This is a genomic window from Pseudomonas sp. UBT (assembly GCF_050915955.1).
GTDB lineage: Bacteria > Pseudomonadota > Gammaproteobacteria > Pseudomonadales > Pseudomonadaceae > Aquipseudomonas > Aquipseudomonas antarctica_A.
The window spans coordinates 4123086-4139733 of record NZ_CP168079.1; the positions used below are offsets into that span (position 1 = coordinate 4123086).

A 16648-nucleotide genomic window follows, 5' to 3' on the forward strand; every position below is an offset into this window, starting at 1 on the left:
AAGTGACCCGCCGTAAGGGCGGAACCCTAAGCAGCCGTTACCGCAGCAACGGATATGTACTCATATCTACCTAAACGCCTGATCGACATGCATTGTTAAAGGCCAGCAATCCATATCCCTTTAATTTGCGGGAAGTTTCCTAGACAATCCTTCGGCCTTGCGCCTGCTCACTCCACTGGCTAGCCTTTGCTCCGTCGCTGCATATCAGCGATCAGGGGTGAGATCCTGTGATGTGATTAGGTACCAAGTGCCACAACCGCGAGCAACATGCTCTATGGCGGCTGTGTGCGGGCAGACTTCGGTCTGACCGGGTGTACCTGACCGGCAATCTCACCCCGCACATAGCTGCCACCTTTTGACGAGTGAGATCGGCAAGAGAATGGCTCCAGATCTTTCAGGAGATTCATTCATGCATAAAATCGTCCCAGACCCACCCCGCTTCACCCTCGACCGCGAAATCTTCGAGCGCGCCCTGAGCCACTACCTACAACCCGACTCACCGCCGTCCTTCACCGTGCACCACGACCTCAGCTTCGAAGACGCCCTCGCCCAAATCTGCGACTTGCTGCGCTGTGCAGCCGCCACCGCAGCCGTTTCCAGCCAAGGGTTGAGCGGCGATCAACGCCACATCGCCGGTGCCACCGAGCACCTGATCGACAGCGCCAGAGCCCTCGCCGACCGCGCGCTGGACTGCCTGCACGCCGCATGACCCCTGTTGGAGCTGGCTTGCCTGCGATACAGACACCTCGGTCTTTCTGTCACACCGAGGTGATGCCATCGCAGGCAAGCCAGCTCCCACAGTTGATCTGGGTCAGCCGCGGGCACGGTGTGGGCTTTTACAGGTAAACTCCCCTCCTTTTCATCTTCTCCACGGAGTTCGCCTTGCGTCTGTTCCACACCTCCGACTGGCACCTTGGCCAAAACCTGCATGGCCAGGAACGCGACTTCGAACACGCCTGTTTTCTCGAGTGGCTGCTGGGTCAATTAAAAGCCGAGCAGCCGGATGTGTTGCTGATCGCCGGGGACATCTTCGACACGGTCAACCCGCCGCTCAAGGCCCAGGAGCGTCTGTATGACTTCATCATCAGCGCCCACGAACAAAACCCGACACTGACGATTGTGATGATCGCCGGCAACCACGACTCCGGCTCGCGTATCGAGTTGCCGGCGCCGTTGATGCGCCGTTTGCGCACCCATGCCCTAGGGCGGGTGCTGTGGCTGGATGACGGCCAACTGGATGCCGACCGGTTGCTGATCCCGCTGCCTGACGCCAAAGGCAAGATCGCCGCCTGGTGCCTGGCGCTGCCATTTTTGCGCCCGGCGGAAGTCACCGGCGCGCACTTGGGCGACGACTACCTGCGCGGCATCGGCCAGGTACATGAATGGCTGATCGCCGCCGCCAATGCCAAACGCAAAAAAGGCCAGGCGCTGATTGCCATCAGCCACGCGCACATGGCGGGTGGTTCGGTGTCGGAAGACTCCGAGCGCAGCCTGATCATCGGCAATGCCGAGGCGCTGCCCGCCAGCCTGTTCGATGCCAGCGTGAGTTATGTGGCTCTCGGCCATTTGCACAAGCCGCAGCGGGTGAATGGCGAGGAGCGGATTCGCTACAGTGGCTCGCCGATCCCCTTGTCGTTTTCCGAAATCGGCTACAAGCACCAAATTCTCGATGTGACCTTTCAGGGCCAGTGCCTGGTGAGTGTCGAGCCGCGCCTGATTCCGCGTTCGGTCAACCTGCAACGCCTGGAAGCCGCGCCGCTGGCAGATATCCTCAAGCAGTTGGCGGATTTGCCCGACATCGACCTGCTCGCCGAAACCCAGCGCCACCCATGGCTGGAAGTGCGCGTGCGCCTCGATGAGCCGCAACCGGACCTGCGCCAGCAAATCGAAACCGCCCTGCAAGGCAAGGCCGTGCGCCTGGTGCGCATTGCCGCCGAATATGCCGGCAAACGCGGCAGTGACGAGACTGACGACGAACGCCTGATCGAACTCGACCAGCTCACGCCCCAGGAGCTGTTCAGCCGCGCGTGGCAGGACAGCTATGGCAGTGAAGTGGATGAGCAGACCTTGAAGGACTTCGCCGTGCTGCTCCAGGAAGTGCAACAGGAGGGCGAACAGCCATGAAGATCCTCGCCATCCGCCTGAAAAACCTCGCCTCACTGGCAGGCCCGTTTGAAATCGACTTTACCGCCGAGCCCTTGGCCAGCGCCGGGTTGTTCGCCATCACCGGGCCGACCGGCGCGGGCAAAAGTACCTTGCTGGATGCCTTGTGCCTGGCGCTGTTTGGCGCGGTGCCGCGCCTGGGCGATACCGGCCAGGCGAAAATGCCGGATGCCGACAGCGATATTTCCATCGGCGACCCGCGCACCCTGCTGCGTCGCGGCACCGGCGGTGGCTATGCCGAGGTGGATTTTGTCGGCGTCAGCGGCCGTCGCTACCGCGCGCGCTGGGAAGCCAACCGCGCCCGTGACAAGGCCAGCGGCAAGTTGCAGAACAGCCGACAAAGCCTGATCGACCTGGACAGCGACCAACTGCTGGCCAGCCAGAAGACTGAATACAAAACCCAGCTGGAACTGGCCCTGGGCCTGAATTTCGAACAGTTCACCCGCGCGGTGTTGCTGGCGCAAAGCGAATTCAGTGCCTTCCTCAAGGCCAACGACAACGAGCGCAGCGAGCTGCTGGAAAAGCTCACCGACACCGCGCTCTACACCCAGTTGGGCCGCCGCGCCTTCGACAAGGCCAAAGACGCCAAGGACGCGCATAAACAGCTGCAAGACCAGGCCACCGGCGTGGTGCCGTTGCCCGCCGAAGCCCGCGCCGAACTCGATCAACAGTTGACCGAGGCTCAGCAACAGCTCAAGACCCAACAGGCCCAGCTCAAGCAGTTGGAGCTGCAGCACACCTGGCTCAAGGAGCTGCGTGAGTGGCAGGAGCGCCAGCACCATGCAACAGAGCAACTGCAACGGGCGCAGGCGGATTGGGCAGGCCAGGGCCAGCAGCGCCAGGACCTGAGCCGCCTGGAACAATTGGCACCGCAACGCCATCAGTTTGCGCGCCAGGCTGAACTCGCTACGTTACTTGCACCGCTCGCCGCGCAGATTCAGCAGCACCTCGCGCAGCAAACCACGCTGCAGGCGCGTCAGGAGCAGGCGCAACAGCAGCAGTCTGCCGCCCAGGCAGCCTTGGCTGACGCCCTGAAACAGCAGGCCGACGCCGTGCCCTTGTTGCGTCAGGCGTTCGAAGCACAGAGCACCCTCGCCCACCTGACCCAAGACCTGGCCAAGCGCAGCGACGACAAACAGCAACAGGAAAGCGCCTGCCAAGAAGGCCAGGCCTTGCTCACCGGGTTGCTGGAGAAGCAAACCCAAGTCACCGAACGCCTGCAACGCCTGGCGGCCGAGCTGGAACGCAGTGCCACTCTGGCACCGCTGAGCGACGCCTGGAGCGCCTACCGCGACCGTCTGCAACAGCTGATGCTGATCGGCAACCGCCTCAACAAGGGCCAGAGTGAGCTGCCGCAACTCGAACAGCGCGCCACCGCCGCAGCCGACAAGTTCGCCCAACAACGCGACGCGCTGGACCTGCTGTATCAGGAAGCCGGTGCCGAGCCGCACGCGGTCGCCGAGCAGATTCAATTACTCGCCAGCCTGCTGCAAGACAACCGCAAGCAACAGCGCGCGTTCGAAGACCTCACGCGCCTGTGGGACAGCCAGCAACAGCTGGACCAACAGGCTGCTGCATTGACGCAAAAGCTCGCGGACGCCCAGCAGCAACGCGAACAACTGAACCAGACCGGCCTGCAGACCAAAGCCGAACTGACGGTGGCCGAACAAACCCTGACGGTGACCAAGCAACTGCTGGAACGCCAGCGCCTGGCCCGCAGTGCCAGCGTCGAGGAATTGCGCGAGCAGTTGCAGGACGACCAACCGTGCCCGGTGTGCGGCAGCCATGAGCATCCGTACCACCAGCCCGAAGCGTTGCTGCAAAGCCTTGGCCGTCATGATGAAAACGAAGAAGCGACGGCGCAGAAAGCGGTCGACACGCTCAAGGAAAAACTCACCGAGCTGCGTGGCGAAGTCGGCGGTTTGATCGCCCAGCAAAAGGAGTTCCTGCAGCAGCAGGAGCAACTGGCGACCCAGCAACAAGGCCTGACACCCAGCCTGCAAGCGCACCCATTGGCCGCCTCGTTGTTCAATCAGGACGCCGCCAAACGCAGCACTTGGCTGGCCCAGCAACTGGCGCAACTGACGCAAAGTATCAGCCAGGACGAACAACGCCAGGGCGCCCTGCTCAACCTTCAGCAAAATGCCGGGCGCTTGCAGCAACAACTGCAAGCCGCCCAGGACGCAAGCCAGCAAGCCCGCCAGTTGCTGGTGGACCAGCAGCGCGAGCTGTCCAACGACCGCGAGCGCCTCGACGAAGAACTCCATGCCTTCGCCAGCCTGTTGCCCGCCGAAACCCTCGAAGGTCTGCGCCGTGAACCGGCGGCGACGTTTATGCAGTTGGACCAGCACGTCAGCCAACGCCTTGAGCAACTGGGCCACCAGCGCGATGAACTGGCCGAGCAACACGAGCGCCAGCAGGCCATCGAGAAAGAGCACACCCATCAGCAGCATCGCCAGCAGCAACTGGACGCCTTGCTCCAGCAGGTCACCGAGCTGTCTGCACGGCAACAGGCCGCGCAGGCAACACTCAGCGCACTGCTCGGCGAGCACAGCAGTGCCGAACAGTGGCAACAGCAACTGGACCAGGCGGTGGCCCAGTCACGCCAAAGCGAGACCGATGCCAACCAACAGCTGCAAGAGATCCGCAACGCGCTGATTCAATTGGCCGCCGACCTCAAGGCGCAGCAGGATCGCCAACAGGCTTTGGCCGCCGAGCAGCACACCCTGGGCGAACGCCTGAGCGAATGGCGTGCCTTGCACCCCGACCTGCATGACGAAGGGCTCACGCGCTTGCTGGCCTTTGATGACAGCCACGTCAGCGCATTGCGCCAGCAGTTGCAGCACAGCGAAAAAGCCGTCGAACAAGCCAAGGTGCTGCTGCAGGAACGCGAACAACGCCTGGCTGAACACCAAGCGTTGCACAACGGCAACCTGGCAGCCGAACAACTGGACGCCGCCCTGGTTGCGCTCAATCAGCAATTGGCCGAAGGTGAAAAAACCTGCGCGGAACTGCGTGCGCGCCAGTCCGAAGACCAGCGCCGCCAGGACGCCAACCACGTGTTGGCCGAGCATATCGCCAAGGCGTATGACGAGTGGCAGCGCTGGGCACGCCTGAATGCGCTGATCGGCTCGGCCACCGGCGACACCTTCCGCAAGATCGCCCAGGCCTACAACCTCGACCTGTTGGTGCACCACGCCAACGTGCAACTGCGCCAGCTGGTGCGCCGCTACCGCCTCAAGCGTGGCGGCAGCATGCTCGGCTTGCTGGTGATGGATACGGAGATGGGCGACGAATTGCGCTCGGTGCATTCGTTGTCCGGTGGCGAAACATTCCTGGTGTCGCTGGCGCTGGCGTTGGGCCTGGCGTCGATGGCGTCGAGTACGTTGAAAATCGAGTCGCTGTTTATCGACGAAGGCTTTGGCAGCCTCGACCCGGAATCGCTGCAATTGGCGATGGACGCCTTGGACGGCCTGCAGGCACAAGGCCGCAAGGTGGCGGTGATCTCTCACGTGCAGGAAATGCACGAGCGCATCCCGGTGCAGATCCAGGTCAAGCGCCAGGGCAATGGCTTGAGCACCCTGGAGGTCAAGTGAGCGAAGCGCTGCTGTATTCGTTTCGGCGCTGCCCGTATGCGATGCGGGCGCGCCTCGCGTTGCGCTACTCGGGCGTGCCTGTGCAGATCATCGAGGTAAGCCTCAAGGCCAAGCCGGCCGAGATGCTCGCGCTGTCACCCAAGGGCACGGTGCCGGTGCTCAGCGTGGGTGGCCGGGTGATCGAGGAAAGCCTGGAAATCATGCAATGGGCGTTGGCGCAGCATGATCCGGATGACTGGTTGCTCCAAGGCGACCCGAGGGTGCTGGACCTGATTACCGAGAACGATCAGGTCTTCAAACATCACTTGAATCGATACAAGTACGCCGAACGCTACCCGGAGCAGCCGATGGAACATTACCGGGCCGAGGGCGAGGTGTTTTTGCAGACGCTGGAAGGTTTGTTGGCGGGAAATGACTATTTGCTGGCCGAGCATTTGAGCCTGGCCGATGTGGCACTGGCGCCGTTTGTGCGCCAGTTTGCCCATGTGGATCGCGAGTGGTTTGCCGGGACGCCATATCGCCAGTTACAAGCCTGGCTACAACGCTTTGTGGAATCGCCGCTGTTTATTGCGGTGATGGCAAAACCCTGAGCCCAACACAATCAAATGTGGGAGCTGGCTTGCCTGCGATGCCGACAACTCGGTCCAACTGATACACCGAGTTGATTTCATCGCAGGCAAGCCAGCTCCCACATTTGACCGTCGCTCAGCTCAAGCTCAGTGTTGAATCTTGTGATCCAGTGCGGCATAGAAGTTGGCGCTCTGTTGCAGGTATTTCTGGGTGTAGGCGCTGGTGCTGGATTTTTTGCCGGAGACTTCCACGCTGGCAGCGGCAGGCAATGCCACGGTGGCGGAAACAGCGGAAGCGGCGATAATCGAGAAGAGATTGAAGTTCATGTCGGTAACCCTTGTGTTCGTTTGATTGAGTGGCCGGGGAAGGCCTTGGAACCAAACTTACGCCCGAGGGCTAAACCTTAGAAATGCTTTGAAACAGTAGCCGCTATTAATAGAATTAATACACAGAGTCAGGCCCCGCACTGCGGGGCCTGTGGCTTATTGACGCACCAGGAACTTGAGGTCGCTGGGTGCATCGATCGGCAATTTCTGCACGGTTTTACCCAGCAGGCCGGTCTTGGGGTCACGTTCGACCACCACGATTTCATTGCTTTTCTGGTTGGCGATCAGCAGGAACTTGCCGCTCGGGTCCAGGCTGAACTCGCGAGGGTGATCACCTTCGACGGGACGGCGCTGCAGTTCCTTGAGGTGCGCGGTAGCCGGGTCGATGCTGAATACCAGCATCTGGTTGGCTGTGCCGCGGTTGCTGACGTAAAGGAATTTGCCGTCACTTGAGGCGTGCAGTGCTGCGCCCGCCTTGTCGGACACCGGCTGCCCGGCAGCGAAATCCACCAGTTGGGTTTGGCTGAGCGTGCCGTCCTTGTAATCGAACACCGCCACCTGAGCGCTCATCTCGGTGGTCAGCCAGGCATGCTTGCCATCGGCGCTGAACAGCAAGTGGCGTGGGCCGCTGCCCGGTGGCAATGGCACGGAGGCCGGGTTAGCCGCAGTGAGTGGCAGTTCATGGTTGGCCTTTGGGTCATAGTGGTAAACAAAAATCTTGTCTGCCCCCAAGTCCTGGACATACACGTACTTGCCATCCGGCGACGACACCACCGAATGCACATGGTTGGAGGCCTGGCGCTCAGGGTTGACGCGGCTCGCCGGGTGCGCGCTCAACTGCACCGGCGCCGACAGCTTGCCATTGGCATCGACCGGCAGCACCGCCAGGCTACCGCCCGGGTCTTCCAGCACTGAATAGTTGGCGACGAACAGGTAGCGCCCGTCAGCAGCCAGGCTGGAATGGGTCGGCTCGTTGCCCAGGCTCTGCACCTGGTTGATCAGGGTGAGCTGATGGCTCTGCGGGTCAATGCTGTAGCTGCTGACGCGCCCGACCGGGTCTTTCTGGCCCGGGCCGTTCTCGTTGACCACAAACAGGTGCTTCTGGTCTTTGGAAACCGTCAGCCACGAGGGGTTGGCCGCCTTGGCCGCCAGCACCGGCTTGCCACTGAACTGCCCGGTACGGCTATCAAACTGCAGGCGGTAGATGCCTTCGCTGGTGCCGGCCGTGTAGCTGCCCACCAGCAGTTCATACGTGTCGACCGGCGCGGCTTGCACCGACATCGCACCCACACTGCCCGCCATCAGCAGGGGCCAGAATTTACGCATCATCATCCGCTTCATCCTCGTCGTTATTGTTGCCGGTGACGCCGCTCATGCAGACCAGGCGATGCTCGCCCGAGTCACCGGTAAGGGTCCAGCTTTGCAGGGTTTGATCAAAAACCGCCGCCTTGACTTGCTCCAGGCTGAAACTCCAGCGTTTCTCGGCACGACCGTCCATGCAAATGATCAGCAATTTTTGGTCGTCCAGGCTGAAATCAAAGGCGTGCAGGCCATCGATTTCCAGCATGTCGCTGGTGGCGAGGATGGTAGTCAGGTTGTCAGCAGTCATGGCAGTCAATCATTTTGCGGGAAAGTGCCAATGATAGCCCACGCTGTAATCTATAGGTTGGACATAGAATCAAAGTGGCAGCGGCGGTGCGACTTGCTCGCGAATGCGGAGTATCAGTCACCCAATGCATAGACTGAACCACCGCATTCGCGAGCAAGTCGAATCGTCGCACCGCCGCTCCCACAGGTTGACCGAGCAAGGCCGTTAAACCATCAGTGGGCAAACAACGAATTGCCCTTCTGCCCCGCCAGTTTCTCGGGCTTGATCAGGAACCGCGCGAGCGCCGGCAACAGCCACAGCGCGCCGAACATGTTCCACAGCAGCATGAAGGTGAGCATCAAGCCCATGTCGGCCTGGAACTTGATGGCCGAGAAGATCCAGGTGCACACGCCGATTGCCAGGCACAGGCCGGTGAACAGCACGGCTTTGCCGGTGGACTTGAGCGTTTGGTAGTAAGCCTCTTGCAACGGCAAGCCGGCACGCAGGAAGCTTTCCAGACGGCTGTAGATGTAGATGCCGTAATCCACGCCAATCCCCACGCCCAGCGCCACCACCGGCAAGGTCGCGACCTTGACGCCGATGCCCATGAACGCCATCAGCGCGTTGCCCAGCACCGAGGTCAGTACCAGCGGCAACACGATGCACAGGGTGGCGGCCCACGAGCGGAAGGTGATCATGCACATGGTGGCCACGCACAGGTAGACCAGGATCAGAATGGTCAGCTCCGACTCCTTGATGACCTCGTTGGTGGCGGCTTCGATCCCGGCGTTACCGGCGGCGAGGATAAATTCCAGGCCGTCCTTGTTGTTCTCCTTGGCGAAGTCCTGCACGGCATGTACCGCACGGTCGAGGGTTTCGGCCTTGTGGTCGTTGAGGAACACCAGCACCGGCGCCAGCGAGCAATTGTTGTTGTACAGGCCATCGGCACGGGCAATCGAGTTGTTCAGTACGTCAGGGTTGCGCGACAAGGTTTCCCATTTGAGGTTGCCCTCGTTCATCCCCTTGATCATTTGCTTGGACACGGTCACCAGTGAGATCGCCGACTGCACGCCCTCGGTGTTCTGCATCTTCCACATCAGTTGGTCGATGGGCGCCATGGCTTCATAGCGCGAACAGCCTTCAGCACGGGTCTTGACCATCACCACCAGCACGTCGGAACTGGTGGAGTAGTTGCTGATGATGAAATTGTTGTCCTTGTTGTAGCGCGAGTCCGGGCGCAGTTCCGGTGCGCCCTGGTCCAGATCGCCAATCTTGAGGTTCTGGCTGTACCAGAGGCCGCCACCGAAGGCGATCAGCGCGAGCAAAACAGACACCGGCGCGACCTTGGGGCTGGCGAATTTGGACAGCAGGCGCCAGAACGGGTGTTCGCGGTGCGCGTCCTTTTTGCTCTTGGCGATGGCGCGCTGGCTGATGCCGACGTAGGAGATCGCCACTGGCAGCAGGATCAGGTTGGTGAACACGATCACCGCCACGCCGATGGAGGCGCCGATGGCCAGCTCGCGGATTACGCCGATATCGATGATCAGCAGCGTGATAAAGCCCACGGCGTCGGCGAGAATCGCGATCATCCCCGGCAGGAACAGTTGCCGGAACGTGCGTCGCGCCGCGGTCAGCGCGTTGTCAGCCTCACTGGATTGCAGCGCAATACCGTTGATCTTCTGCACGCCATGGGAAATACCGATGGCGAAAATCAGGAACGGCACCAGCATCGAATACGGATCGAGGCCGAAACCGAAAAAGTGCATCAGCCCGAGTTGCCAGACCACCGCCACCAATGTCGTGCTCAATACCGCGACGGTGCTACGCAGGCAGTTGGTGAACCACAGCAGCAGAATCAGGGTGATGACGAATGCGATGCCAAAGAACATCACCACCATGACCAGGCCATCAATCAGGTCGCCGACCTTCTTGGCAAAGCCGACGATGTGGATTTTGACGTTGGGGTTTTGCGCTTCAAACTTGTCGCGGATCTTGTCTTCGAGTTCATGGGAGAACGTGCGGTAGTCCAGGGCCAGCAATTTGCCCTGATCCTGCGGGTCCGGGTAGGACTCCAGTAGCGGGATGTCGACGATGCTTGACTTGAAGTCGTTGGCCACCAGGCGCCCGACCTGGCCGGACTTGAGCACGTTATTGCGCAACTGGTCGAGGCTTTGTGGCGAGCCGTTGTAGCTTTGCGGGATCACTTCACCGCCGGCAAAGCCTTCTTCGGTGACTTCGGTCCAGCGTACGCTGGGGCTCCACAGCGACTTGAGGCCCGAGCGGTCGACGCCCGAGATGTAGAACACCTCGTCGTTGATCTGGCGCAGGGTCTCCATGTACTCCTTGGTGAAAATGTCGCCATCCTTGGCCTCCACCGAGATGCGCACGGTGTTGCCCAGGTTGGCCAGGTCATTGCGGTGTTCCATCATCTTTTCGATGAAGGGATGCTTTAGAGGGATCATCTTTTCAAAGCTGGTGGACGGACGAATCAGCGTCGCCTGCCAGAACAGGAAAATACTCACCAGCAGGCAGATGACGATGACTGCCGGGCGATTGTTGAAGATCAGGCGCTCAAGCAAGGTCGCTTTATCGTTGTGATGACTGCTCATTCTTTACCCGCCTTCTTATTGTTTTTCGAGTTCAGCGCCGGCCGGCGTCGCAACGCGTACACCGCCCTGCCCGACCAGAATCAAGTTGCCATTGCCTGCCGCAGTGACCGCCGACAATGAAATGCGGTCCGGGCGGTTGAATACGCTGAAGGTCTGGCCGTCGTCGTGACTGACCACCACACTGCCGCCGTTGCCGACCACGACCAGCGAGCCGTCATCGAGCAAACTCGCCCCCGACAAACCGAACTCCAGGGCGCCACGCGCCGCATTCAATTGGACCTGCTCCCAGGTGGTGCCGAAATCCGTGGAGCGATACAGGTTGCCGCGCAGGCCATAGACCAACAGGGTTTGCGGTTGGGCGGTGCTGATCACACCGAACAGCGACCCCGCGTAGGGGCCTTCGAGCTTCTCCCATGTCTGGCCGTCGTCGCTGGAGCGGAACATGCTGCCCTGCTCGCCGACAATAAACAGCCCGGCGTCCTTGATGTAGGCGATGGCGTTGAGGTGGAACTGGTCTTCGTTGTCGAGACGGTCGCTGACGTCTTCCCAGCGTTTGCCACCATCGGTGGTTTCAATCAACGCACCGTAGGCGCCCACGGCGATACCGTGTTCGGCATCCTTGAACCACACGTCGAGCAACGGGGCTTCGCGCTTGAGGTCCTGGTATTGCTGGGCCCAGGTGGCGCCGCCGTCGGCGCTCGCCAGAATCTGCGCATCATGGCCGACCGCCCAACCGTGTTTATCGTCGACGAAATACACCGCCGTGAGCAGTTGCCGGGTAGGGACTTTGGCTTGGGTCCAGGTGCTGCCCTGGTCATCGGAATAGAGGATGTGCCCGCGATCACCGACCGCCACCAGACGCTTGCCGGCGTGGACCACATCGATCATCAGGCCTTTGGCGGCCTTGGGGGATTCAATCGCAAATACCGGCTGTGCACTGGTATCGCCGGCGGCGAACACGGGTGTCGATAACACCCCAAACAGCGAGAGCGCTGTGGCCAGCATCGCAACCTTGCGTGCGGCGCGCGGGCAGCAAACAGCCCAACCCATGACAGGCTCACTCATAGACCTTTCTCCCCATTTATTATTGTTAGGTGGTCTCGCCTTCCCGGGCTCTGAAACCTGCACTCTAGAGCGCCTGGAGGAAGCAGGGCCATCCTATCGGGCTTTCGAATCGTCTGACAATCGGCGCTACGTTATCTTTTGTTAACTGGCGGCGTTTGGCCGCGGCCTGAATATGACTGCATTACCCAGGCTGATTAATGAATATTTATTCCACCTATTGAATTTAGAGAATTTTTATTCCATTAATGGCGCTCTTGAAAACAATAATTCAAAGGACCACGGCTATGCGTGAACTCGGAATCGGCCTGATCGGCACGGGCTTCATGGGGCGCGCCCATGCGTTAGCGTTCAACAATGCGCGGGCGGTATTCGAACTGCCGGTACGCCTCAAGCTGGCCGCCCTGGCCGATGCCGACACCGAGCGCGCTCGGCGTTGCGCCACGGCGTGGGGGTTTGCCCAGGCCCACGGCGATTGGCAGGCGCTGATCGACGACCCCACGGTTGAAGTGGTGGCCATCACCACCCCCAATCATCTGCACTACCCCATGGCCATGGCCGCCATTGCGGCGGGCAAGGCGGTGTATTGCGAAAAGCCGCTGGCCGTCAGCCTGGAACAGGCCGACGCCATGCGCCGCGCTGCGCGTGCCGCCGGCGTGGTCACGCGTGTCGGCTACAACTATCAGCACAACCCGATGATCAGCCTGGCACGGCAGATGATCGCCAATGGCGAGCTGGGCGAGATCATCAGCTTCCAGGGCGAGTTCAGCGAAGACTTCATGGCCGACCCGGCTTCGCCCTGGTCGTGGCGTTGTGAAGTGGAACATGCCGGTGGTGCGCTGGCGGACCTCGGTAGCCATCTGCTGTCGATGGCGCGCTACCTGGTGGGCGATGTGCTCAGCGTGTGCGCCGACACCCAGACCGTCCATGCCCAGCGCCCCGCCACCGCCGGTAGCCAGACGCACCGCGCGATTGCCGTGGATGACCAGGTGCATGCGCTGCTGCGCTTTGCCAACGGCGCCCGTGGCACCGTGAGCAGCAGTTGGCTCAAGCATGGCTACAAGAACCACCTGAGCTTCGAAATCAGCGGTACGAAAGGCACCCTTGCGTTCGATCAGGAACGCTTGAATGAGCTGCGTGTATGCCGTGTCGGCCAGGACGGTTTCCAGCGTTTGCTGGCAGGTCCTGCCCTGCCCGGCTATGCCGCGTTCAGCCCGGCGGCCGGGCATCAGTTGGGCTACAACGAGTTGAAGACGCTGGAAGTACACGAATTGATCATGGCGCTGGCAGGCCAGGGCGTCGATGGTACCGACTTTGACCACGCGTGGGAGGTCGAACGGCTGGCAACGGCGATTCGCCTGGCCGCGCGGGAAGCGCGTTGGGTCAACGTGAACGAGGTGTAAATGCGGGGAGCGGCGCGCTCCCCCACGCTTTCGGATCAGATGACGAAACGCGCGACCATCCCGTTCAAATCCACCGCCAGGCGCGACAGCTCATGGCTGGCCGCGCTGGTCTGGTTGGCGCCCGCCGCCGACTGAGTCGCCAGGTCGCGGATGTTCACCAGGTTGCGGTCCACTTCACGGGACACCTGCGCCTGCTCTTCCGACGCGCTGGCGATCACCAGGTTGCGCTCATTGATCAGGCTGATGGATTGGGTGATCTGCTCCAGGGCCACACCGGCGGCGCGGGCCATTTCCAGGGTGGCCTGGGTGCGCTGGTTGCTCTGCTGCATTGACTGCACCGCTTCACCGGTGCCGCTCTGGATACCGGCGACCATTTTTTCGATTTCCTGGGTCGACTGCGCGGTGCGATGAGCCAAGGCGCGGACTTCATCGGCCACCACCGCGAACCCACGGCCGGCTTCACCGGCGCGGGCCGCTTCAATCGCTGCGTTGAGCGCGAGCAGGTTGGTCTGTTCGGCAATTGCGCGTATCACGTCGAGGACCTTGCCAATGTCGCGGCCCTGAGTGGCCAGGCCTTCGATCATGACCGACGTGTTTTGTACATCCTGAGTCATGGTTTGAATCGCGCCGACGGTTTCCACCACACGGTCACGCCCTTCACGCGCCGCCTGGTTGGATTGGCTGGAGGCTTCGGAGGTGGACACCGCGTTGCGCGCCACCTCTTCCACGGCAGCGGTCATTTCGTTGACGGCGGTGGCGGCCTGGTCGATTTCGTTGTTCTGCTGTTGCAGGCCTTTGGAGGCTTCCTCGGTGACCGCGCTCAGTTCTTCCGCTGCTGACGCAAGCTGGGTGGCGGAACCGGCAATGTGCTGGATGGTTTGGCGCAGGTTGGTTTGCATCGCGGCCAAGGCACCGAGCAAACGTGCCGGTTCGTCCTTACCGTCGTCTTCGATGGCTTTGCTGAGGTTGCCGGCCGCAATGGTCTCTGCCACTTCCACGGCTTTGCGCAGCGGCGTAACGATGCTGCGAGTCAGCAGCCAGGCCAGCAACACCGTCATCAACGCCGCCACCACCGACACGCCGATAATGCCGGCGACCGCTTGCTGATAGCTGCCTTCAGCATCACGGCCGGCCTGTTCGGCATCCGCACTATTGATAGCAATCAGTTTGTTCAACTGCTCGCCCATCAGGTCAGTACCGTCCTTGATACGTGTATTGATGAGGGTGCGCATCTCCTCGACTTTGTTCTGCTGGGACAGCGACATCATCTCGGCCTGGGCGGTGAAGTAACTGTCGAGCGTGACGGCGAAAGTCTTGTACAACGCCGCCTCTTGAGCGCCCGCCGGCATCGCCGCATAAGCGCTCTGCGCCTGCTTGACCTTGTCGACCAAAAAAGCCACGCGAGTTTTGGCTTCTTCCAGGGAGGCGGGCTCGCGATTGATCAATATGCGGAACGAGAGAATTCGCAGGCGCAGCACGTTCTCGGTCATGTTGCCGAGAAACTTCACGCTGGGTAATTGGTTGGTCCCCATATCCAGCGATGCTTGACGGATCGTCGTCATGCGGTTGACGGCAAACACGCCAAGGATTACTACCAGCAACGCAATGAACGCAAAACCGAGAAAAGCGCGAGGGGCAATATTCAGATTACGAAGGGACATAGGGCTGCTCTCGAGAAGTAGTGTTTGCACGCATCCCTGCCGCGACACGATCAGTCAGCGTCAACGCGGCGACCTGATCTTTGGGCACCACTGTTGTAATTAGGATAGGTGGGCTTACCTACGCTATCGGCAGACGTGTGAAATTTATGCAGAATATTTCGAAATTTTTTTACACACTTCTGACAACACGTACTTTCTGGCATCCTGCGCGCCCCTTTCCCTACCGGGCCTGTATTTTGTCTGACGCTCAAACCCCTCGCCCCCGCTATAAATCCGACCTGATCTACGGCCTGGAAGACCGCCCGCACTTCACCGCAGCGATTTTTGCAGCACTGCAACATGTGCTCGCGAGTTTCGTCGGCATCATCACCCCCACGTTGATCGTCGGCGGCGTTCTTGGCCTGGAAAGCGAAGTGCCGTACCTGGTGAGCATGGCGCTGTTCGTGTCCGGGCTCGGGACCTTTGTGCAAGCGCGCACGTTCGGTCCGATCGGTTCCGGCCTGCTGTGCCTGCAGGGCACCAGTTTTTCGTTTATCAGCGTTATTTTAAGTGCCGGGTTCATGGTCAAGGCCCGAGGCGGCGGCACGGATGAGATCCTCTCGACGATCTTCGGCATCTGCTTTTTCGCAGCCTTTATCGAAGTGGTGCTCAGCCAGTTCATCGGCAAGCTGCGCAAGCTGATAACCCCGGTAGTGACAGGCACCATTATCACCTTGATGGGCTTGTCACTGATCAAGGTGGCGGTCACCGACATGGCGGGGGGCTTCGGTTCCAGTGATCTGGGCGCGGCGAGCAACATGGGGCTGGCGGCGCTGGTGCTGCTGACCATTGTGGTGCTCAACCGCTTCAGTAACCCGTTCCTGCGCCTGGGCTCGATCGTAATCGGCCTGACCCTGGGCTTCGTGGTGGCCTGGTGGATGGGCCGCGTCGACATGGCGGCGCTGCCGCAGGTGCCGTTGATCAGCGTGCCGGTGCCGTTCAAGTACGGGTTCTCGTTCGACTGGGTGGCGTTTATACCGGTGGCGGTGATCTTCCTGATTTCGCCATTGGAAGCCGCCGGTGACTTGACGGCCAACTCGATGATTTCCCAGCAACCGGTCAAAGGCCCGCTGTACATCAAGCGTATCAAGTCGGGCCTGCTGGCCGACGGCCTCAATTCAGCGATGGCCGCGACGTTCAACAGCCTGCCGATGGTGACCTTCGCCCAAAACAATGGCGTGATTCAGCTGACCGGCGTGGCCAGTCGCTACGTGGCGTACTTTATCGCCGGCCTGCTGGTGCTGCTGGGGCTGTTCCCGATGATCGGTGCCGTGCTGCAACTGATGCCCAAACCGGTACTCGGCGGCGCCACCCTGATCATGTTCGGCACCGTGGCCGTGGCGGGGATCAAGATTCTTGCCGAAGCCGGGCTGCATCGGCGCAATGTGCTGATTGTGGCGATTTCCCTGGGCATGGGCCTGGGTGTCGCGGCCGTGCCGGAAGTCTTGCGCGACTTGCCCAAGGCGCTGCACAACATCTTCGAGTCGCCCATCACCGTGGGTGCGTTCTGTGCAATTGTGCTGAACATTTTCCTGCCGGAAGAGTTCTTAGAGCTGGAAGAGGATGAATTTGATCCGGAGTCCTCTACCCTCAAGGTCATGCAGGATCCGGACGTCACGAAATAGGAGCAT

Annotated in this window: 12 protein-coding genes; 6 read left to right on the forward strand and 6 right to left on the reverse strand. The window is 60.8% G+C overall.

Translation table 11 applies throughout. The features are described from left to right. Positions 1–409 precede the first annotated feature (409 nt). The 4 genes from ACDZ94_RS19070 (at position 410) to ACDZ94_RS19085 (ending at position 6349) form a co-directional block, all read left to right on the forward strand. Positions 410–709 (forward strand): DUF6124 family protein, encoded by a 300-nt coding sequence (locus ACDZ94_RS19070; protein WP_432750593.1) that lies wholly within the window; start codon positions 410–412, stop codon positions 707–709. 173 nt (positions 710–882) lie between these two features. After that, positions 883–2124: an exonuclease SbcCD subunit D C-terminal domain-containing protein gene (locus ACDZ94_RS19075; RefSeq protein ID WP_262664957.1), complete on the forward strand. Its 1242-nt coding sequence runs from the start codon at positions 883–885 to the stop codon at positions 2122–2124. Continuing rightward, on the forward strand, positions 2121–5759 hold the full coding sequence (locus tag ACDZ94_RS19080; protein ID WP_432750594.1) for an AAA family ATPase: 3639 nt from the start codon (positions 2121–2123) through the stop codon (positions 5757–5759). Before ACDZ94_RS19075 ends, ACDZ94_RS19080 begins: the two co-directional genes overlap by 4 nt. Next, entirely contained in the window at positions 5756–6349 is a 594-nt protein-coding gene (locus tag ACDZ94_RS19085; protein WP_064452698.1) for a glutathione S-transferase, read from the forward strand. The genes ACDZ94_RS19080 and ACDZ94_RS19085 overlap by 4 nt, the downstream gene beginning before the upstream one ends. 126 nt (positions 6350–6475) lie before the next feature. Here the strand turns inward: ACDZ94_RS19085 and ACDZ94_RS19090 are convergent, their stop codons facing one another. From ACDZ94_RS19090 to ACDZ94_RS19110, 5 genes are all read right to left on the reverse strand, one after another. After that, a complete protein-coding gene (locus ACDZ94_RS19090) occupies positions 6476–6655 on the reverse strand; it encodes a hypothetical protein (protein ID WP_064452699.1) in 180 nt (59 codons plus the stop codon). A 156-nt stretch (positions 6656–6811) separates the two neighbouring features. Beyond that, complete coding sequence (locus ACDZ94_RS19095; protein ID WP_064452700.1) at positions 6812–7987, reverse strand: lactonase family protein; 1176 nt, start codon at positions 7985–7987, stop codon at positions 6812–6814. Beyond that, positions 7974–8264 carry a DUF5629 family protein gene (locus ACDZ94_RS19100; protein WP_432750595.1) on the reverse strand — a complete coding sequence of 97 codons (291 nt, stop codon included), beginning with the start codon at positions 8262–8264 and terminating at the stop codon, positions 7974–7976. Before ACDZ94_RS19100 ends, ACDZ94_RS19095 begins: the two co-directional genes overlap by 14 nt. A gap of 212 nt (positions 8265–8476) precedes the next feature. Further along, positions 8477–10852, reverse strand: a complete 2376-nt coding sequence (locus ACDZ94_RS19105; RefSeq protein WP_221294947.1) for an efflux RND transporter permease subunit — start codon at positions 10850–10852, stop codon at positions 8477–8479. A gap of 15 nt (positions 10853–10867) precedes the next feature. After that, entirely contained in the window at positions 10868–11902 is a 1035-nt protein-coding gene (locus tag ACDZ94_RS19110) for a WD40/YVTN/BNR-like repeat-containing protein (protein WP_432751522.1), read from the reverse strand. A gap of 299 nt (positions 11903–12201) precedes the next feature. On the opposite strand from ACDZ94_RS19110, the gene ACDZ94_RS19115 reads away from it, so the two are divergent. Further along, positions 12202–13317 (forward strand): Gfo/Idh/MocA family protein, encoded by a 1116-nt coding sequence (locus ACDZ94_RS19115; RefSeq protein ID WP_262664964.1) that lies wholly within the window; start codon positions 12202–12204, stop codon positions 13315–13317. Positions 13318–13352: 35 nt separating this feature from the next. Here the strand turns inward: ACDZ94_RS19115 and ACDZ94_RS19120 are convergent, their stop codons facing one another. Beyond that, positions 13353–14978, reverse strand: a complete 1626-nt coding sequence (locus ACDZ94_RS19120) for a methyl-accepting chemotaxis protein (protein WP_432750596.1) — start codon at positions 14976–14978, stop codon at positions 13353–13355. A gap of 236 nt (positions 14979–15214) precedes the next feature. Between ACDZ94_RS19120 and ACDZ94_RS19125 the strand changes: the two genes are divergently transcribed. After that, the gene (locus ACDZ94_RS19125) at positions 15215–16642 is read left to right on the forward strand and encodes a nucleobase:cation symporter-2 family protein (RefSeq protein WP_064452706.1); all 1428 of its coding nucleotides are present in this window, start codon (positions 15215–15217) and stop codon (positions 16640–16642) included. The last annotated feature ends 6 nt before the right edge of the window (positions 16643–16648 follow it).